This window comes from Nocardia sp. SSK8 (assembly GCF_037034205.1).
In the GTDB taxonomy this organism is placed as follows: domain Bacteria; phylum Actinomycetota; class Actinomycetes; order Mycobacteriales; family Mycobacteriaceae; genus Nocardia.
In genome coordinates this window covers 162,200-180,210 of sequence record NZ_JBAGKD010000007.1, presented here as the reverse complement: position 1 = coordinate 180,210, position 18,011 = coordinate 162,200, and the positions used below count along the sequence as shown (strand labels likewise).

Genomic DNA, 18,011 nt, shown 5'->3' with positions numbered 1-18,011 from the left:
ATGTGCGATACTGGTGCGCATGGCGGACGATCGGATGGCGGATATCTATGCCGCGGTGCGGCTCGGCGGTTTTGATCAGCAGGCAGCGCGCGCGGCGCTGACCAGGCTCTGGGACGAGATAGGGGAAGGTGGCGACCCATTGCATCGCTGCGTGATCGCGCATCACCTGGCGGATGTGCAGGAGTTGCCGGAGGGCGCGCTGCTGTGGGACCAGCGGGCGCTGGCCGCGGTGTTCGGGCCGGGCATCCCGCTCGACGAGGGGCTGCGCGGGTTCCTGCCCTCGCTGTATCTGAACCTGGCCGACAGTCACCGCCGCGTCGGTGATTTCGACATGGCGCGGATGCAGCTGGCCATCGCGCGCGGGCACCTCGACGTGCTCGCCAACGATGCCTACGGCGCGGTGATCCGCTCGGGTCTGGGACATGTGGAGGCGGCGCTGGAGACGCGCTCGATGGAGCGTCTGCCCGCGAGTTAGGGGCTGGGCGGCCCGGGTGAGAGGAGTGGGTGCGTGGGCTGGAGCAATGGTCCGCCGACCTGGTCGGAGCTGGAGCGGGTGCTCTCGGGCAAGCCGAGCGCCCGCCCGGCCGAGGACATGCACCCCGGCGACGGCGGCGACAGCCCCGCCTGGTCACGCAAACGCGGCGAGTACCGCGCCACCGCGCTCGACCGGCCCAGCGGCCCGACCGTGCCCTACGCCGAGTTGCACGCCCACTCCGCCTACAGCTTCCTCGACGGCGCGAGCCAGCCCGAGGAACTGGTGGAGGAGGCGGTCCGGCTGGGCCTGGACGCGCTCGCGCTCACCGACCACAACGGCTTCTACGGGACCGTCCGGTTCGCCGAGGCGGCCAGAGAATGGGGAATGCCAACGGTTTTCGGTGCCGAACTGTCACTGGGAACCGATGCGGAGGCGGCGCCGGGCCGAGGGGATGCGGTCCGGCGCCGTTCTGTGCCACGCGGGGGATCACGGGTCGCGACGGGAACCGAGGGGACGGCAGCGACGTCCGGCAGCGGGCATTCGCTGGGCGATCCCGCACCGAACGTCGAGCATCAGCGCGCAGCCGAGCGCCGGGGCGAGCCGGGGGCTGGGCGCCGCACCGGGCGTCAGGGTGTGCCCGCGTGGCGCGCCGGGCACGGGGGTGAACCCGATCCCGTGCGACGCACCGGCCACCGGGACGCCCCGGACTCCATGCCGCGCACCGGGTTTCCCGATCCCGCTGGGCCGCATCTGCTGATCCTGGCGCGCGGCCAGGAGGGGTATCGGCGGCTGTCCAGGCAGATGGCCGACGCGCACATGGCCGCGGGCGCGAAGGGCATCCTGCGCTACGACCTCGACACTCTCACCGAGGCCGCGGGCGGGCACTGGCACATTCTCACCGGCTGCCGCAAAGGCCACCTGCGCCTCGCCCTCGAACAAGACCTGGCGGCGGGCGATACACGCCTGCCGAAAGCCGAAGCGGCCCTGCGTGATCTGGTCGAACGCTTCGGTGACGACCGGGTGAGCGTCGAACTCACCCACCACGGCATCGCCACTGACGATGAACGCAACGCCTACCTGGTCGCGCTGGCCGACCGGATCGGCATCCCGATCCTGGCCACCACCGGCGCGCATTTCGCCGCGCCCGCCCAGCGCAAGCGTGCCATGGCACTGGCCGCGATCCGCGCGCGGAGCAGTCTCGACGAGATGGCGGGCTGGCTGCCGTCCACCGGCGGCGCGCATCTGCGTTCGGGCGCGGAGATGGCGCGGCTGTTCGCCGAGTACCCGCGGGCGGTGTCGCATGCGGTGGACCTGGCCCGCGAGTGCGCGTTCGACCTGCGCCTGATCGCGCCGAAGCTGCCCCCGTTCGACGTGCCTCCGGGCCACGACGAGGACTCGTGGCTGCGTCATCTCGCGCTGAAGGGCGCCGCCGAGCGGTACGGCCCGCCGGAACGGAATCCCGAGGCGTACCGCCAGATCGAGCACGAGCTCGCGGTGATCAAGCGGATGACCTTCCCCGGCTATTTCCTGGTGGTGCACGACATCGTCGAGTTCTGCGAGAACAACGACATCCTGTGCCAGGGCCGGGGTTCGGCGGCCAACTCCGCGGTCTGCTACGCCATCGGTATCACCAATGTCGATCCGGTGGCCAACAAGCTGCTGTTCGAACGGTTCCTGTCCACCGAGCGCGACGGTCCGCCCGATATCGATGTCGATATCGAGTCCGACCGGCGCGAGGAGGCCATCCAGCACGTCTACACCAAATACGGCCGCGACTACGCCGCCCAGGTGGCGAACGTGATCACCTATCGCGGCAAGTCGGCGGTGCGCGATGCCGCTCGCGCACTGGGCTTTTCGCCCGGCCAGCAGGACGCGTGGAGCAAACAGGTGAGCCGCTGGTCGGGCGTGGCTGCCGAGACCGGCACCGACATCCCCGCGCCCGTCCTCGAACTGGCCGGTGAACTCGACGGTCTGCCACGGCATCTGGGCATCCACTCCGGTGGCATGGTGATCTGCGACCGGCCGATCGCCGATGTGTGCCCGGTGGAATGGGCGCGCATGGCCGGGCGCAGCGTGCTCCAGTGGGACAAGGACGATTGCGCCGCCGTGGGTTTGGTGAAGTTCGACCTGCTCGGCCTCGGCATGCTCTCGGCGCTGCACTACATGATGGACCTGGTCCGTGAGCACAAGGGCGAGAAGGTCGAACTGCACGCGCTCGACCTCGCCGAACCCGCCGTCTACGAGATGTTGCAGCGGGCCGACTCGATCGGGGTGTTCCAGGTGGAGTCGCGCGCGCAGATGGCGACGCTGCCCCGGTTGAAGCCGCGCGAGTTCTACGACCTGGTGGTGGAGGTGGCGCTGATCCGGCCCGGGCCCATCCAGGGCGGCTCGGTGCACCCGTATATCCGCAGGCGCAACGGGCTGGAGGACCCCGTCTGCGACCATCCCGCGCTGGAACACTCGCTCGCCCGCACGCTCGGGGTGCCGCTGTTCCAGGAACAGCTCATGCAGATGGCCATCGATGTGGCCGGTTTCAGCGCCGCCGAAGCCGACCAGCTGCGCCGCGCCATGGGCTCCAAACGCTCACCGGAGAAGATGGAACAGCTCAAGGAGCGCCTCTATCGGGGCATGCGCGAGCTGCACGGCATCACCGGCGAGGTCGCCGACCGCATCTACGAGAAGCTCTACGCCTTCGCGAATTTCGGTTTCCCGGAAAGTCATTCGCAGAGCTTCGCCTCGATCGTGTTCTATTCCTCGTGGTTCAAGCTGCACCACCCCGCCGCCTTCTGCGCCGGTCTGCTGCGCGCCCAGCCGATGGGTTTCTACTCCCCGCAGTCGCTGGTGGCCGACGCCCGCCGTCACGGCGTGCTCGTGCACGGCCCCGACATCAATGCCAGCCGCGCCGAACCCACCCTGGAGAACGCGGGCACCGAGGTCCGCCTGGGCCTGTCCGGCATCCGCCACCTCGGCACCGACCTCGCCGACCGCATCATCACCGAACGCGCCGCCCACGGCCCCTTCACCTCGATGCTCGACCTCACCGGCCGCATCGAACTGTCCGTCACCCAGGTCGAATCCCTCGCCACCGCAGGCGCTTTGGACAGCCTGGTCGACCACATCGACAGCGTGGGTGGTCGACTCGACGACGACCGTCGACCGAACCGAGCCGACGATGACGCATGCGGCGCCGGGCGGAGCGACGAGGCGGCAGTGCGCAGCGCGCGGCGAGGCGATGAGGCTATGCGCGGTGCGGGGCGGGGCGAGGAGGCGGTGCGCGGCGCGCGGCGGGCGGCGTTGTGGGCGGCGGGGGCGGCGGCGCGGGAACGCGCGGACCTGCTGCCCGGGACCGGACCGGTGACCGCGGCCCCGTCCCTGCCCGGCATGAGCGCGCTCGAGATCGCCGCCGCCGACGTGTGGGCCACCGGCATCTCACCCGGCAGCTACCCCACCGAATTCCTGCGCGAGCACCTGAACTCGCTCGGTGTCGTCCCGGCCGCTGACCTGCTGCTCGTCGAGGACGGCACCCGCATCCTGGTGGCGGGCGCGGTCACCCACCGGCAGCGCCCCGCCACCGCCGCGGGCGTCACCTTCCTCAATCTCGAGGACGAGACCGGCATGGTGAACGTGGTCTGCTCGGTCGGCCTGTGGCAGCGCCACCGCCGCCTCGCCCAGAGCGCCACCGCCCTGCTGGTACGCGGCCGCATCCAGAACGCCGAGGGCGCGGCCAGCCTCGTCGCCGACCACCTCGAACACCTCGACCTGCGCATCGTCGCCCGCTCCCGCGACTTCCGCTGACGCGCCCAACGGGTCATACCATCTAGGCATGACCAAGACGACCGTGTACCTCTCCGAGGAGTTGGCGGTCCGGCTCGATGCCGAAGCTGCCGCGACCGGTGTCAGCAAGGCGGCACTCATCCGACGGGGGATCGCGATGCTGCTCGAGGCTTCCGCGGTACCGAAGAGCGACGCGCCACTACCGGTGTTCCGTAGTGGCCGGGCCCGCACCGTCGCGGAGATGGATCAGTCGAGCTACGACCACATCAAGTCCCGGTCCGAGCGCCGATGATCATCGGCGCCGACACCTCGGCTGGTTTCGCCGCGTTCGACGCCGACCAGCCCGAACACGACCGGGCGGCAGCCGTCATGGCGACCGAGACTCTGGTGATCTCGCCGCTGGTTTTGACCGAGCTGGATCATCTCGTGCACCGTGATCTCGGTTTCGACGCGGCGATGCAGGTCATCGAGGCCCTGATGACGCGCATGCTGGACGGCCGGTATCGGCTCGCTGAACTCGAGCACGTCGATCTCGCTGCGGCACAGACGATTCGGGCCAAATACGAAGGTTTGCGGCTCGATCTCGCTGACGCGGTCGGCGTCGCCTTGGCCGACAAGTACCGGACCGACTGCATTTTCACGCTGGGTCAGCGGGACTTCCGGGCGGTCGAACCGCTCACGCCCGGCGCCGCGACATTCCGCATCCTGCCCGCCGATCTATAGTCGGCGGCTCCGCCCGCGGACGGCCGCGGCGCATTACGCTGCGACCATGCGCAAGCTTGCGGTGATGCTGATCGGAATGCTCGGGCTGCTGTTCCTGGTGGGGTGCGGTAGCGGCGGGGACGACGAGTCCTCCGGTGGGGCCGCGACCCCGAGCCTGTCCGGGCCCGCCGCCGCGCCCGCCCCCGGCTACCGGGAGGGCGCACCCGCCAAAGACAGTCCCGCACCGGCGGACTCGACGCGCAAGGAGGTGATCACCGGCTCGGTCGATATCTCCACCGGCGATCCGATCGCGGGCGCGGCGACCGTCACCGACCAGGTACGCGCCGTGGACGGCCGCATCGACAGCCGCACCGAACAGCCCGGCACCGACAAGCGCAACGCGCGCGCGGTGCTCAGCGTGCGGGTGCCCGCCGACAAGACCGATGCCTTCATCAGCGGGCTCGACGGCATCGGCACCGTCACCCGGGTCACCACCAACCGCGACGACGTCACCATGCAGTGGCAGGACCTCGATGCCCGCATCCGTGCTCTGCAAGCCTCCGTCGACCGCCTGCGCGCGCTCATGGCGGGCGCCACCAACACCGCCGACCTGATCGCCGCCGAGGAAGCGTTGTCGAGCAGGCAGGGTGAACTCGACAGCCTCACCGCGCAGAAGCGCTCACTCGACGACCAGGTGGCCCTGTCCACCCTCACCATCACCCTCACCGCCGATGACAAGCGCACCCCCGGCGAGGCCGACAACTTCTGGGACGGCGTCGTCGCGGGCTGGCACTCGCTGCTCGACTGGCTGCACGACGCGATCGTCTTCCTCGGCAAGGCCCTGCCCTGGCTCGGCTTCCTCGCCGTGATCGGCGCGGTGCTGTGGACGGCCCTGCGCTGGCTGCTGCGCCGCCGGTCCACGGCCACACCCGTCGCGAGCACGACCGCCGGGCCAGCACAGCCGGAACCGAACCGCCCCGCCTCCGAACCGCACTCGACCACGAAGGGAGCCGACGGTGCCGACGGTCCGGGCGACGATCAAACCCAACAGCCGTAAGGGCCCGTTGGTCGAAACCGCCGACGACGGCACCCTCACCCTCTACGTCCGCGCCCCCGCCGTCGAGGGCAAGGCCAACAAGGCCGCCATCGAACTCCTCGCCACCCACTTCGGCGTAGCCAAATCCGCGGTCCGCCTCACCGCGGGCGCCACTTCGCGCTTCAAGCGCTTCGAGATCGGCACCTGATCAGGCGTCGTCAGGAGTGATCAGTTCCACGCGCGGGAAGTAGGTGCGGAATCGGGCAGCGTCTCTGGTGAGCAGTCGGTAGCCCGAGTACGCCGCGTGCGCCCCGATGTAGAAGTCCGGCAGTGGGCTACGTTTCTCTCCACCTCGCCGCCGATAGGCGACGAACGCTTTGCTCGCCACGAACCCGGCCTGGAACGGCAGCGGGAGGCGCTCGAGATCGGCTTCCGGAATGGCTTCGTCGAGGTCTTCGATGGCGTCGAAACCGCCTGCTACCTCCGCGTAGATGATCGGATTGATCACCGTCGGCCCGGCATCCCGTGCCTCGGCCAGGGCGTCATCGGACCAATCCGCCCACTTCGGGTCGTCGGTGAGCACATCGAGCAGCACACAGGAGTCCACCAGGGTGATCGGCCGGTTGTGAGCGAGTCTCAGCGGACGCCCCGCACCCTGACCGTCAGCCACGGAAGAGTTCCATGAGTTCGTCTGTGCTCATCGAGGTTGTCGCCCGGCCGCGCATATGCCCGGTGAGCCGCTTCCCGCGACGTGTCGCGCCCTCACGCCGCACGATCTGCAAGGTATTGCCCACCTCGATGACCTCGACCTCATCGCCCTCTTCGAACCCGAACTTTCGTCGGAGTTCGGCCGGAATCGTGACCTGTCCCTTGCTGTTCAAGCGCACCGCGCACCACCTTGCTCTCAGGAAGGGAAGAGATACGTAATACATACGATACGTGTCTATTGAATCCCGTACCAGCTCGAGCGCTTCGAGATCGGGGAGCGTCAGACGGCGTCGGGGAAGCCCTGCTGTCGCCATGCCTCGTACACCGCGACCGCGGCGGTGTTGGACAGGTTCATCGAGCGCCGCCCCGGCAGCATCGGGACCCGCACCTGCTCGGTGATGTGCGGATCGGCGAGCACCTCGGCGGGCAATCCGGTGGGTTCGGTGCCGAAGAGCAGGACGTCACCGGGCTGGTAGGCGATATCGGTGTAGCGGGTGCTCGCCTGGGTGGTGAAGGCGAAGACCCGCTGCGGTCCGATGGCCGCCCATGCCGTCGCCAGGTCGGGGTGCACGATGACCGAGGCGAGGTCGTGATAGTCCAGCCCGGCCCGCCGCAGCTTGGCCTCCGACAGATCGAAACCCAGCGGCTCGATCAGGTGCAGCGTGCAGCCCGTGCCCGCCACCAGCCGGATCGCGTTACCGGTGTTCGGCGGAATCACCGGCTGATGGAACATCACATTGAACACCGCAGCAGGGTACTGCCCGGCGGCGCCCCGGATGCCGAGGAGGGTCGGTGTGCGGGGGTTCCGCGACACTGGAACAATCGGGGCGTGAACAAGGCGGAGACGACCGGCAAGCACCGTGTGGTGCGGTTGAGTGCCTGGCAGCAGTATCTGCGCAGTCATCTGCCGATGACCGTGGTGACCGCGCTGATCATCGTCGCCGTCGGGTTCGTGGCGTGGGATCGCTGGCGTCGGGGGGCGCTCATCTTCGGTAGTGCCGCGCTGGTGGCGGCGGCCTTCCGGCTGTGTCTGCCGACTGTGCAGGTCGGGCTGCTCGCGGTGCGTAGCAAGCCGTTCGACGTGGCCGCGCTGACGGCGCTGGGTAGTTCCATCGTCTTCCTGGCGGCCACCATCAATACGCTCGGCGTCAGCTGACGAAACGGCCGCGCCCGGAGTGGACGCGGCCGTGTGGTGCTCGGTTTCAGGCGGAGGCGACGGAGCCCTCCCACAGGCTGCGGGTGCCCTGGCTGCCGTAGCGCTCGCGGGCCTCGGCGGGGGTGATCGTGGCCTGGTGACGCGGCGGCGAGGCGGCGGCGTGCGCGGCCAGGATCTGCCCGGTCATCTTCGCGACATACGGGCTGGCCATGATCAACCCCCGGTTACCGCGCAGCGCGGTGGCCCACACCAGTGCCTTCCACGGCAGCCGCGCCGAGACGTCGACGATTCGCGGCAGGTCGAACCGGCCGAGCTCACGCATCCAGGCGGGCAGCGTCGCGATCGTCGCCAGCGACAGCACCCGCCCGCCCGCCGCGAACGTCAGGCCCTTGTCCGCCGACGGCCACAGCAGGTAGTGCATGGCCCGCACAGCCCGCTCGCTGACACACAGCTGCGGCCGCATCCGCGCGAAATAGGCACGCACCTGCTCGCGATTGCGCGGCACATCGGCGGGCTTACAGGTCTGTAGCTCGGCGGCGATGACGCAGTCGGCCCAGTACCGGTCCTCCTCGGCCGGGCTCAGCGGGCCGGGGCCGAACATCTCGTAGGCCTTGAGCACCGAATGCCAGCCGGTGACGTGGATCCACAGCTGGGACTCGGGGTTGTTGGCGCTGTAGCGCTTGCCGCTGATCGGCTCGATGCCCGTCATCGGCGCGTGCACCTTCATCAGATGCTCGGCGGCCTGGATGGCGGTGCGGCCGTCGCCGAGGGCGACCAGCAGGAAGTAGGACAGGGTGTGGTCGAGACGGGTCGCGGGATTGTCGTAGATCCCGTGCGAGTCGGCCACCGCGGCGGTGAGGAACGGGTCGAAGTGCTCGAGGGTGACCGCGCGCTGGAATCCGATCAGCGCGGTCGGGGCGGCCCACACCTTCCAGGTGGGGGAGTCCGGCCCGAAGAAGCCGTAGTCGTCGCGGCGCAGGGAAGACGGATCGAAGGCCATGCAACTGCTCCTTTGCAGTGCCGAGGCGAACCTCGCAAGTGAATACAACGCAACCGTAGCAATTGTGCGGATTGAATACAACGGTTGTGTAGGATTTGCCTTGATGGGCGAACGGTAACGTTCGGAGGGTGAAGGGAGGTCCCGTGACCGCCACGCAGGAACAGCGGCCCCGGCGCCGCTACGCCCCCCGGCTACCGCCGCACGAACGCCGGGCCCAGCTGCTCGACGCCGCCTTCGCGGTGCTGGGCCGGATGGAGCTGCACGAGCTCAATATGGAGGCCGTCGCCCAGGAGGCCGGGGTCGGCAAGCCGGTGCTCTACACGGTGTTCAAGACCAGGGCCGAGCTGGTGGAAGCGCTACTGGAACGCGAGCGCGAACGTGGGCTGGCACAGATCGCGGACACCTTGCCCGCCGATCTGATCGGCGCCGAACCGGTGGCCGCCGCCTCGGCGACGGTGGAAGCCTTCGTCGGCCTGGCGCTGGCGAACCCGACCCGCTGGCGGCTCATCCTGGCCACGCCGGCCAGCGCGCCCGACGAATACCGGGCCGCCCTGCGCGCCTCCCGCACCGATATCCTCGCGCGGGCGACGGCGCTGGTCGAAGCGGGGATCGCGACCCTGCCGCGCTGGACGCACATGGACGCGGGGCTGCTGGCGAACGCGACGCTCACCGTGGCCGAGATGCTCGGGCGCCTGGCCGTCAGCGATCCCGACGAGTATCCGCGCGAACGCCTACAGGACTTCGTCCGCTCGGTGGTGGTGCTGGTGGGCGGGTCGGTGCCGGACTGAGCCTCAGCGGCTCTCGCGGGCCATCCGGATGGTCTCGGTGAGCAGCTTGGCGACGGCGGCGGCCTCGGTGAGGAAGCCGTCGTGGCCGTCGCGCGAGTGCACGATCTCGAGCCCCGCGCAGCCCGGCAGGCCCTCGGCCAGCTCGGCCTGGGTGTGCAGGGGATACAGGCGATCGGAGTCGACACCGCCGACCACACACGGCACCGGCGTCGAGGCCAGCGCGGCGGCGATCCCGCCGCGTCCGCGCCCGATGTCGTGGCGGTTCATCGCCTCGCTGAGCAGCACATAGGTGGCCGGGTCGAAGCGCTGACAGAGCTTGTCGGCCTGGTGCTCGAGGTAGCTCTGCACCGCGTAGCGGCCGCCGGTCCACGGGTCCTCGTCGCCCTGAGGCGAGTTGGCGAAGCGGTGGTCGAGTTCGCCCTCGGTGCGGTAGGTCAGGTGCGCGATGCGCCGGGCCAGGCCCATGCCGGTCATCGGCGCGCGGCCGGTGCCGTGGTAGTCGCCGCCCTGCCAGTCCGGGTCGGCCTTGATGACGGCCATCTGGGTGGTCTGGGTGCCGATCTGATCGGCGGTGGCCCTGGCCCCCACGGCCAGCACCAGCGCCGCGGCCACCCGCGCGGGGCGGCTGATCATCCACTCCAGCACCCGCATGCCGCCCATCGACCCGCCGACGACCGCGCCCAGGCGCTCGACGCCGAGCAGGTCGAGCAACTGCGCCTCGGCGGTCACCTGGTCACGGATGGTCAGGTCGGGAAAGCGGGTGCCCCACGGCTTTCCGTCGGGGGCCGGACTGGCCGGGCCGGTGCTGCCCTTGCAGCCGCCGAGCACATTGGTGGCGATCACGCACCATTCGTCGGTGTCGATCGGCGCACCGGGGCCGACCATGCCCTCCCACCAGCCCGGCGCGGGATTGTCCGGGCTGGCGATGACGGCGGAGTCGCCGGTGAGCGCGTGCTCGACCAGCACCACATTGTCCAGGGTGGGCGAGAGCTCGCCCCAGCGCTGCACCGCGAGCCGCGCATCGGGGACCACGGCGCCGTTCTCCAGCGTCACGTCCCCGATGGCGACCACGCCGAGACGCCCGTCCGGTGGTGGCAGCAGGGCCACCCCGGCAGCGGGACGGGCGATCGGCGATTCGGTGCTCACAGTCACGTCGTCGCCGCCGCGAAACCGGCCCGCAGATCGGCCAGGATGTCGTCGATGCCCTCGATACCCACCGCGAGCCGCACCAGCCCCGGAGTCACGCCGGCGGCCAGCTGCTCTTCCGGCGTCAACTGCGAGTGCGTGGTCGAGGCCGGGTGAATCACGAGAGAACGCACATCACCGATGTTAGCTACATGGCTGTGGAGGCTGAGCGCGTCCACGAACTTCTTGCCCGCGTCGACGCCCCCGGCCAGCTCGAAGGCCACGATCGCGCCCGCGCCCTTGGGTGCCAGCCGCTTGATCCGCTCGTGCCAGGGCGAGGACTCCAGGCCCGCGTAGTACACGGTCTCCACGCCCGGCTGTTCGGCGACGAACTTCGCCACCGCCTCGGCGTTCGCCACGTGACGTTCCACCCGCAGGCTCAGCGTCTCGATGCCCTGGGCGATCAGGAAGGCGTTGAACGGTGACACCGCCGCGCCCAGATCGCGCAGCAGCTGCACGCGCGCCTTGAGCGCGAAGGCCGGTGCGCCCAGGTCGGCGAAGACGGCGCCGTGGTAGCTCGGGTCGGGCTCGGTGAAGCCGGGGAAGCGCGCGTTGCCCTCGGCGTCGCGCACGGTCCAGTCGAAGGTGCCGCCGTCGACGATCACGCCCGCGACCGCAGCGCCGTGCCCGCCCAGGTACTTGGTGGCCGAGTGCACGACGATGTCGGCGCCGTGGGCCAGCGGCTGGATCAGGTACGGGGTGGCGACGGTGTTGTCGACGATGAGCGGCAGGCCCGCCGCGTGCGCGACCTCGGCGATGCCGGGGATGTCGAATACGGCGCTGCTCGGATTGGCGATGGTCTCGCCGTAGAAGGCCTTGGTGTTGGGCCGGATCGCGGCCTGCCACTGGGCCAGGTCGTCGGGGTCCTCGACGAAGGAGACCTCGATGCCCAGCTTGGGCAGCGAGTAGTGGAACAGATTGTAGGTGCCGCCGTAGAGGTGCGGGCTGGACACGATGTGGTCACCCGCGCCTGCCAGGTTCAGGATCGCGCAGGTCTCCGCGGCCTGGCCCGAGGCCAGCAGCAGCGCGGCGACGCCACCCTCGAGCGCGGCGATGCGCTGCTCGACCGCGTCCTGGGTGGGGTTCATGATCCGGGTGTAGATGTTGCCCGGTTCGGCGAGCCCGAACAGCGCTGCGGCGTGATCGGTGTCGCGGAAGGTGTAGGAGGTGGTCTGGTAGATCGGCAGTGCCCGCGCGTTGGTGCTCGCGTCGGGGGCCTGGCCCGCGTGGATCTGCTTGGTCTCGAAGGTCCAGTTCTCGGGCAGGGCAGAGTCGGTCATGAAAATGCTCCAGGGTTGTGCGCCGGGGTATTCGTCAACTGGGTCGGATCGACGGACAACAACACATGGGGGCCTCCTGCGAACGCGCGCTTGCCCTCGACCTTCGAGAGCCCGGTCATCACCCGGAGCACCCCACCGCAGCTGGAGGGTTGCCGACCAGCGAGCCGGGGCTTGGCGCTGGTACTCATGACCTTGCCGTCATGTTAACCGGCGATCTCATCCGTGCGGAAATTTCCCCCGTTTTCATCGCCAACATCACTGGCCACCCGGCGTGTTGCCCGCGAGTCCGCCCGAGCTCAGTGCACTGGACCGGACCAGATGGGCGCGCGCGGGCCGGTGGGTAAGCTGGACGGGCTCGTCCCAGGGCAGTCCCGCACAGCGGGCCCTCCCATCGCGGTGAGGTCCGGGGCAGCAGTACGCTTGTCTTGTTTGCACCACACGTCCCGCAGACAACGCGGGGCATATACGTTGTCTGTTGGAACAGCTGGGGTCCGCTCACAAGCGTGTTCGCCTGGCCGTGCAATGAGGGCACCATCCTAGGAGGACACGAAGATCCATGTCCAAGATCAAGGTTGAAGGTACCGTCGTAGAACTCGACGGCGACGAGATGACCCGGATCATCTGGCAGTTCATCAAGGACAAGCTGGTCCATCCGTATCTCGACGTGAACCTCGAGTACTACGACCTCGGCATCGAGTACCGCGACAAGACAGACGACCAGGTCACCGTCGACGCGGCCAATGCCATCAAGAAGCACGGCGTCGGCGTCAAGTGCGCCACCATCACCCCGGACGAAGCGCGGGTGAAGGAGTTCGGCCTCAAGAAGATGTGGCGCTCGCCCAATGGCACCATCCGGAACATCCTGGGTGGCACCATCTTCCGCGCGCCGATCATCATCTCCAACGTGCCCCGCCTGGTGCCCGGCTGGACCAAGCCGATCATCATCGGCCGCCACGCCTTCGGCGACCAGTACCGCGCCACCGACTTCAAGGTCTACGAGGCGGGCACCGTCACGCTGACCTTCACGCCGGAGGACGGCAGCGAGCCGATCGTGCACGAGGTCGTGAAGATGCCCGAGGACGGCGGCGTCGTCATGGGCATGTACAACTTCAAGAAGTCCATCGAGGACTTCGCGCGGGCCTCGTTCAACTACGGCCTGCAGCAGAACTACCCGGTGTACCTCTCCACGAAGAACACCATCCTCAAGGCCTACGACGGCATGTTCAAGGACACCTTCCAGGAAGTCTTCGACGCCGAGTTCAAGGCCGAGTTCGACGCGGCGGGCCTGACCTACGAGCACCGTCTCATCGACGACATGGTCGCCTCCTCCATGAAGTGGGAGGGCGGCTACGTCTGGGCCTGCAAGAACTACGACGGCGACGTGCAGTCCGACACCGTGGCCCAGGGCTTCGGTTCGCTCGGTCTGATGACCTCGGTGCTGCTCACCCCGGACGGCAAGACCTGTGAGGCGGAGGCCGCGCACGGCACCGTCACCCGGCACTACCGCCAGCACCAGCAGGGCAAGCCGACTTCGACCAACCCGATCGCGTCGATCTTCGCCTGGACCCGCGGGCTCGAGCACCGGGGCAAGCTGGACAACACCCCCGAGGTGATCGGCTTCGCGCAGGCGCTGGAAGACGTGGTCATCAAGACCGTCGAGGGCGGGCAGATGACCAAGGACCTGGCGCTGCTCGTCGGCGGCGACCAGGGCTACCTGAGCACCGAGGAGTTCCTGGGCGCGCTCGACGTCAACCTGGCCAGGGCCCTGAAGCAGTAAGCCTGGTTCCGCGCCGAACCGCGGAATCGTACGGCTGGGCGAGGCGCTCGTATCGAATCCGATGCGGGCGCCTTTCTCGTGGGGAGACCCAACTCACGCCCGCTCCGGGATGCGGTGGGCCGCGCGCGGCCGTTGCATGGAAGCGTGACTGCTACCCCCACCGCCGACCGCGCGGCGCCCCGCACCGGCTGGCACCTTCCCGCGATGCTGGCGCTGGCGCTGGGTGGTTTCGGGATCGGGACGACCGAGTTCGTGACGATGGGGCTGCTGCCCGATATCGCGACGGGCTTCGGCATCTCCGAGCCGACCGCCGGGCACGCGGTCTCCGCGTACGCGCTGGGCGTGGTGGTCGGCGCGCCGGTGATCGCGGCGCTGTGCGCGCGGGTGCCGCGCAAGCAGCTGCTCATCGCGTTGATGGCGGCGTTCACCGTCGGCAATGCCGCCACCGTGCTGGCACCGACCTTCGGCACGCTGGTGCTCGCCCGGTTCGTCTCCGGGCTGCCGCACGGTGCCTACTTCGGCGTCGCCTCGCTGGCGGCGGCCACGCTCGCGCCCGCCGGGCAGCGGGCCAAGGCGGTGGCCGCGGTCATGCTGGGGTTGAGCGTGGCCAATGTGGTCGGTGTGCCCGGCGCGACCTGGCTCGGGCAGCATCTGGGCTGGCGCGACGCCTATGTGGTGGTCGCGATCATCGGGGTGGCGACGGTGGCCGCGCTGTGGCGGTTCGTGCCCGCGCTGACCAGCATGACCATCACCGATCCGCGCACCGAACTGGGCGCGCTGCGCCGCCCGCAGGTGCTGCTCACCCTCGCTGTCGGCGCGATCGGTTTCGGCGGCATGTTCGCCGTGTACACCTATATCGCCACCACCATGACCGATGTGGCGGGCATGTCCGTCGGCGCCGTCCCGATCGTGCTGGCCCTGTTCGGCCTCGGCATGATCGCGGGCAATGTGCTCGGTGGCGTCCTGGCCGACCGCGGCGTCGATCGCGCGATCCTGCTGTCGCTGCTGGCGATGGTCGTCGTCCTGGCAGGCTTCGTCCTCGCGGCCCACCACCCCGTCACCGCGGGCCTCGGCGCCTTCCTCGTCGGCGCCACCGGCGCCGCCCTGGCCCCCGGCCTGCAAACCCGCCTCATGGACGTCGCCGCCGACGCCCAAACCCTCGCCGCCGCCCTCAACCACGCGGCCCTCAATATCGCCAACGCCGCGGGCGCCTGGCTCGGCGGCCTCGTCATCGCCGCTGGCCTCGGCTACACCGCCCCCGCCGCTGTCGGCGCGGCCTTGGCCGTCGCGGGCGTACTCCTGTTCACCACCACCGTCTGGCTGGCCCGCCGCGCCATCGCCAACACGCCGTAACCGATTCGACAACGCTGCGATCCCGGCTCTGCTGCCCGGTGGTGCTGCTGGTGGTCACCCCGCCGCCACCGTCGATCAGATCTTCGCCCGGCGATTCGCGGTGGTCAGTCCGGCTTCGGTGATTCGCTGGCTATCGGGCGGGCCCAGCCGATGCTGAGGTGGACGGCGCGTTGCCATTGCTCGTATTCCTCGTCCCGGATGGCCCGGTCGGGGGTGGGGAGCCACTGGGCGGCCGCTCGCCAGTTGCGGCGCAGGCCCTGGAGGTCGGGCCAGTAGCCGACGGCGAGGCCCGCGGCGTAGGCGGCGCCGAGGGAGACGGTTTCAGTGACCAGGGGACGCACGACGGGGATGTCGAGGACATCGGCGATGGTCTGCATGAGCAGGTTGTTGGCCGCCATTCCGCCTGCTACGCGCAGGGATCGGGCGCGCAGGCCCGCGTCGGCGTTCATCGCTTCGACGACATCACGGGTCTGCCAGGCGGTGGCCTCGAGGACCGCGCGGGCGAGGTGGCCCTTGGTGACGTAGGAGGTCAGGCCGATGAGCAGGCCGCGGGCGTCGCTGCGCCAGTGGGGTGCGTAGAGGCCGGAGAAGGCGGGGACCAGGTAGCAGCCGCCGTTGTCGTCGACCGTGCTCGCGAGGGTTTCGATCTCGGGGGCGGTGGCGATCAGGCCGACGATATCGCGCAGCCACTGCACCAGCGATCCGGTGACCGCGATCGGCCCCTCCAGTGCGTACACCGGCTCCGGGCCCACCTGGTAGCCGATGGTGGTGAGCAGTCCGTGTTCGGATCGGATCAGCTCGGCGCCGGTGTTCATCATGAGGAATCCGCCGGTGCCGTAAGTACATTCGGTCTCGCCGGGCGCGAAGCAGGTCTGGCCGAACAGCGCCGCGTGCTGATCGCCGAGGGCCGCGCCGATCCGCACGCCGGGCACGACGGCCCGCGCCGTGCCGAAATCGCCGGTCGAGGGTTCGATGCGGGGGAGCATGGCGCGCGGAATATCGAAGAACCGCAGCAGTTCCTCGTCCCACTGCCGGGTCGCCAGGTTCATCAGCAGCGTGCGGCCCGCGTTGGTCACATCGGTGACGTGGGTGCCGCCGGTGAGATTCCAGATCAGCCAGGACTCCATGGTCCCGAACAGCACATCACCGCGTTCGGCGCGCTCGCGCAGACCGTCCACCTCGTCGAGCAGCCAGCGCAATCGGGGCGCGGCGAAATAGGTCGCCAGCGGCAGCCCGCTCAGCTCCGTAATACGTTCGGCACCAGGCATTTCCCGCAGCCGATCGACCAGCGCCTCGGTGCGCACGTCCTGCCAGACGATGGCGCGCCGCACCGGCAGCCCGGTGTGCCGATCCCACACCACGGTGGTCTCGCGCTGATTGGCGATCCCGATCGCCGCCACGTCCTCGGCCTCGATCCCAGCGTCCCGCAGCGCGGCGGGCACCACCTTCTCGACCGTCCGCCAGATCTCCAGCGCATCCTGCTCCACCCACCCCGACCTGGGATAATGCTGACGATGCGCGCGCTGCGCCAGCCCGGCCAGCCGTGCGTGCCGATCGAACACCAGACACCGGCTCGACGTGGTGCCCTGGTCGATGGCCAGCACGAAGCGCCCCGTCATCGAGCCTCCCTTTCGTCGGCGCGGAAACCGGTCACGCCGAACATGCCGCTGCGTCCGGCAGCGTAGACCTCCGCACCCGCTGGGATGGCCGCGGAACCACCATCCACCACGCTGACCTGCACGTCGACCCGCGCCCGCGTATCGGCTCGCGCTCGCAGGGCGGCGGTCATCTGCGCGCCGACCCGCTCTTGCCGGATGACCCGCGCCGGACCGATCCGCGCCGGGCTGGCCCGCGCCAGGCCGGGTCCTCGCCTCGGCGCGATCACTGTGCCACCCGCAGATCTCGATGGACAGCCTGCGCCGCCAGCCGAACGTGCTCGACAGCGGCCGCCCGGATCTGTGATCGGTTGTCGCACAGCCGATCCACCGGCCCGGTGATGCCCAGCGCCGCGACCACCAGCCCGCCCCGGTCCCGGATCGGCGCGGCGACGCCCGCCTCCCCGCTGCGGAACTCACCGACCTCCCCGGCCCACCCGGCCCTGCGCACCCCGGCGATCACACGGTCGAGCTCACCTCGATCGACGATCGTGCGACGAGTGAAGCTGGGCAAGGGCGTGGCGGAGGCGAGCGCTGCCTCCGGCCGGGCGGCCGCGAGCCCGGAGACCCCGACAGCACCGGAGGCGGGCGCCGCGCGCAGTCTCGCGGCCGCATAGGCCAGCAGCACCTTGCCCAGCGCGGTGGCGTGCGCGGGCAGCACTTCCCCGACGGCCAGCTGCTGCGCGCTGTTGTCGGGCCGGAAGACGTGGTGGATCACGGTGACCCCGTCCGCGCGGCCCACCGCGATCCGCACCGACTCCCCGGTGCGCGCCGCCAGCGCGTCGGCCCGGTGGATCGCCCGCGACCGCAGCTCGTTCACATCGAGCCGGTCGGTGCCGAGTTCGCCGAGCGCGTGGCCGAGCAGATAGCGCCCGGTCGCGCCGTCCTGGTCGACGAAGCCGACCCCGAGCAGGGTGCGCAGGATGCCGTGCGCGGTGGGTTTGGCCAGGTCGAGGGCCCCGGCGATCTCGCCGACCGCCAGCGGCCCCGGGGCGCGCGCGAGCAGGCGCAGCACGGCGGCGGCGCGTTCGATCGACTGGATCGGGCCCGGCACCCCTCGAACCTACCAGGCCGTTCGGCATTGTCGAACGGTGTCGATGGCGGCCCCCGGACCAGGTTCCT

Annotated in this window: 19 protein-coding genes and 1 riboswitch; of the genes, 10 read left to right on the top strand and 9 right to left on the bottom strand. The window is 69.9% G+C overall.

From position 1 onward, the window contains the following. Window positions 1-19 precede the first annotated feature (19 nt). From WA675_RS15820 to WA675_RS15795, 6 genes are read left to right on the top strand one after another with little or no spacing between them, the layout of a single operon-like run. Entirely contained in the window at window positions 20-475 is a 456-nt protein-coding gene (locus WA675_RS15820; RefSeq protein ID WP_336085205.1) for a hypothetical protein, read from the top strand. A 33-nt stretch (window positions 476-508) separates the two neighbouring features. Beyond that, window positions 509-4,270 carry an error-prone DNA polymerase gene (locus WA675_RS15815; RefSeq protein WP_336085203.1) on the top strand — a complete coding sequence of 1,254 codons (3,762 nt, stop codon included), beginning with the start codon at window positions 509-511 and terminating at the stop codon, window positions 4,268-4,270. Between the two features lie 28 nt (window positions 4,271-4,298). Further along, complete coding sequence (locus WA675_RS15810) at window positions 4,299-4,541, top strand: CopG family transcriptional regulator (RefSeq protein WP_336085201.1); 243 nt, start codon at window positions 4,299-4,301, stop codon at window positions 4,539-4,541. Continuing rightward, window positions 4,538-4,972 (top strand): type II toxin-antitoxin system VapC family toxin, encoded by a 435-nt coding sequence (locus tag WA675_RS15805; protein ID WP_336085199.1) that lies wholly within the window; start codon window positions 4,538-4,540, stop codon window positions 4,970-4,972. Before WA675_RS15810 ends, WA675_RS15805 begins: the two co-directional genes overlap by 4 nt. A 46-nt stretch (window positions 4,973-5,018) precedes the next feature. Then, a complete protein-coding gene (locus WA675_RS15800) occupies window positions 5,019-6,008 on the top strand; it encodes a DUF4349 domain-containing protein (protein WP_336085197.1) in 990 nt (329 codons plus the stop codon). Then, on the top strand, window positions 5,968-6,195 hold the full coding sequence (locus tag WA675_RS15795) for a DUF167 domain-containing protein (RefSeq protein WP_336085196.1): 228 nt from the start codon (window positions 5,968-5,970) through the stop codon (window positions 6,193-6,195). The genes WA675_RS15800 and WA675_RS15795 overlap by 41 nt, the downstream gene beginning before the upstream one ends. Here the strand turns inward: WA675_RS15795 and WA675_RS15790 are convergent, their stop codons facing one another. The 3 genes from WA675_RS15790 to WA675_RS15780 all read right to left on the bottom strand — a co-directional run bounded on the left by WA675_RS15790 (window position 6,196) and on the right by WA675_RS15780 (window position 7,440). Continuing rightward, window positions 6,196-6,657: a type II toxin-antitoxin system VapC family toxin gene (locus WA675_RS15790; protein WP_336085194.1), complete on the bottom strand. Its 462-nt coding sequence runs from the start codon at window positions 6,655-6,657 to the stop codon at window positions 6,196-6,198. Beyond that, window positions 6,650-6,874 carry an AbrB/MazE/SpoVT family DNA-binding domain-containing protein gene (locus tag WA675_RS15785; RefSeq protein WP_336085193.1) on the bottom strand — a complete coding sequence of 75 codons (225 nt, stop codon included), beginning with the start codon at window positions 6,872-6,874 and terminating at the stop codon, window positions 6,650-6,652. The genes WA675_RS15790 and WA675_RS15785 overlap by 8 nt, the downstream gene beginning before the upstream one ends. A gap of 101 nt (window positions 6,875-6,975) precedes the next feature. Further along, entirely contained in the window at window positions 6,976-7,440 is a 465-nt protein-coding gene (locus tag WA675_RS15780; protein WP_336085192.1) for a tRNA (cytidine(34)-2'-O)-methyltransferase, read from the bottom strand. A gap of 84 nt (window positions 7,441-7,524) precedes the next feature. Between WA675_RS15780 and WA675_RS15775 the strand changes: the two genes are divergently transcribed. Then, window positions 7,525-7,851, top strand: a complete 327-nt coding sequence (locus tag WA675_RS15775) for a DUF3017 domain-containing protein (protein WP_336085191.1) — start codon at window positions 7,525-7,527, stop codon at window positions 7,849-7,851. 46 nt (window positions 7,852-7,897) lie between these two features. On the opposite strand, the gene WA675_RS15770 is transcribed toward WA675_RS15775, so the two are convergent. Next, entirely contained in the window at window positions 7,898-8,851 is a 954-nt protein-coding gene (locus WA675_RS15770; protein ID WP_336085190.1) for an oxygenase MpaB family protein, read from the bottom strand. 143 nt (window positions 8,852-8,994) lie between these two features. On the opposite strand from WA675_RS15770, the gene WA675_RS15765 reads away from it, so the two are divergent. Continuing rightward, on the top strand, window positions 8,995-9,639 hold the full coding sequence (locus WA675_RS15765) for a TetR/AcrR family transcriptional regulator (protein WP_336085189.1): 645 nt from the start codon (window positions 8,995-8,997) through the stop codon (window positions 9,637-9,639). A 3-nt stretch (window positions 9,640-9,642) separates the two neighbouring features. Here WA675_RS15765 and metX read toward each other — a convergent pair whose 3' ends face one another. Both metX and WA675_RS15755 read right to left on the bottom strand, forming a co-directional pair. Continuing rightward, a complete protein-coding gene (gene metX, locus WA675_RS15760) occupies window positions 9,643-10,791 on the bottom strand; it encodes a homoserine O-acetyltransferase MetX (protein ID WP_336085188.1) in 1,149 nt (382 codons plus the stop codon). Next, window positions 10,788-12,104, bottom strand: a complete 1,317-nt coding sequence (locus WA675_RS15755; RefSeq protein ID WP_336085187.1) for a bifunctional o-acetylhomoserine/o-acetylserine sulfhydrylase — start codon at window positions 12,102-12,104, stop codon at window positions 10,788-10,790. The genes metX and WA675_RS15755 overlap by 4 nt, the downstream gene beginning before the upstream one ends. 81 nt (window positions 12,105-12,185) lie before the next feature. After that, window positions 12,186-12,296, bottom strand: a riboswitch (SAM riboswitch). Window positions 12,297-12,660: 364 nt separating this feature from the next. On the opposite strand from WA675_RS15755, the gene WA675_RS15750 reads away from it, so the two are divergent. Then, the gene (locus tag WA675_RS15750; RefSeq protein WP_336085186.1) at window positions 12,661-13,881 is read left to right on the top strand and encodes an NADP-dependent isocitrate dehydrogenase; all 1,221 of its coding nucleotides are present in this window, start codon (window positions 12,661-12,663) and stop codon (window positions 13,879-13,881) included. Window positions 13,882-14,085: 204 nt separating this feature from the next. Further along, window positions 14,086-15,234 carry an MFS transporter gene (locus tag WA675_RS15745; protein WP_336085465.1) on the top strand — a complete coding sequence of 383 codons (1,149 nt, stop codon included), beginning with the start codon at window positions 14,086-14,088 and terminating at the stop codon, window positions 15,232-15,234. Window positions 15,235-15,338: 104 nt separating this feature from the next. Here WA675_RS15745 and glpK read toward each other — a convergent pair whose 3' ends face one another. From glpK to WA675_RS15730, 3 genes are read right to left on the bottom strand one after another with little or no spacing between them, the layout of a single operon-like run. Further along, window positions 15,339-16,853, bottom strand: coding sequence for a glycerol kinase GlpK (gene glpK / locus WA675_RS15740; RefSeq protein WP_336085185.1), 1,515 nt, complete (start codon window positions 16,851-16,853; stop codon window positions 15,339-15,341). Next, entirely contained in the window at window positions 16,850-17,119 is a 270-nt protein-coding gene (locus tag WA675_RS15735; RefSeq protein WP_336085184.1) for a hypothetical protein, read from the bottom strand. The genes glpK and WA675_RS15735 overlap by 4 nt, the downstream gene beginning before the upstream one ends. Beyond that, window positions 17,116-17,943 carry an IclR family transcriptional regulator gene (locus WA675_RS15730; protein ID WP_336085183.1) on the bottom strand — a complete coding sequence of 276 codons (828 nt, stop codon included), beginning with the start codon at window positions 17,941-17,943 and terminating at the stop codon, window positions 17,116-17,118. The genes WA675_RS15735 and WA675_RS15730 overlap by 4 nt, the downstream gene beginning before the upstream one ends. Window positions 17,944-18,011: the final 68 nt, after the last annotated feature.

What these genes read in the sequence shown, in the direction of transcription:
- glpK (WP_336085185.1), bottom strand. Translation starts at nt 16,853, where the DNA reads ATGACGGGGCGCTTCGTGCTGGCCATCGACCAGGGCACCACGTCGAGC.
- WA675_RS15810 (WP_336085201.1), top strand. Translation starts at nt 4,299, where the DNA reads ATGACCAAGACGACCGTGTACCTCTCCGAGGAGTTGGCGGTCCGGCTC.
- WA675_RS15820 (WP_336085205.1), top strand. Translation starts at nt 20, where the DNA reads ATGGCGGACGATCGGATGGCGGATATCTATGCCGCGGTGCGGCTCGGC.
- WA675_RS15800 (WP_336085197.1), top strand. Translation starts at nt 5,019, where the DNA reads ATGCGCAAGCTTGCGGTGATGCTGATCGGAATGCTCGGGCTGCTGTTC.
- WA675_RS15755 (WP_336085187.1), bottom strand. Translation starts at nt 12,104, where the DNA reads ATGACCGACTCTGCCCTGCCCGAGAACTGGACCTTCGAGACCAAGCAG.
- WA675_RS15745 (WP_336085465.1), top strand. Translation starts at nt 14,086, where the DNA reads ATGCTGGCGCTGGCGCTGGGTGGTTTCGGGATCGGGACGACCGAGTTC.
- WA675_RS15805 (WP_336085199.1), top strand. Translation starts at nt 4,538, where the DNA reads ATGATCATCGGCGCCGACACCTCGGCTGGTTTCGCCGCGTTCGACGCC.
- WA675_RS15750 (WP_336085186.1), top strand. Translation starts at nt 12,661, where the DNA reads ATGTCCAAGATCAAGGTTGAAGGTACCGTCGTAGAACTCGACGGCGAC.
- WA675_RS15770 (WP_336085190.1), bottom strand. Translation starts at nt 8,851, where the DNA reads ATGGCCTTCGATCCGTCTTCCCTGCGCCGCGACGACTACGGCTTCTTC.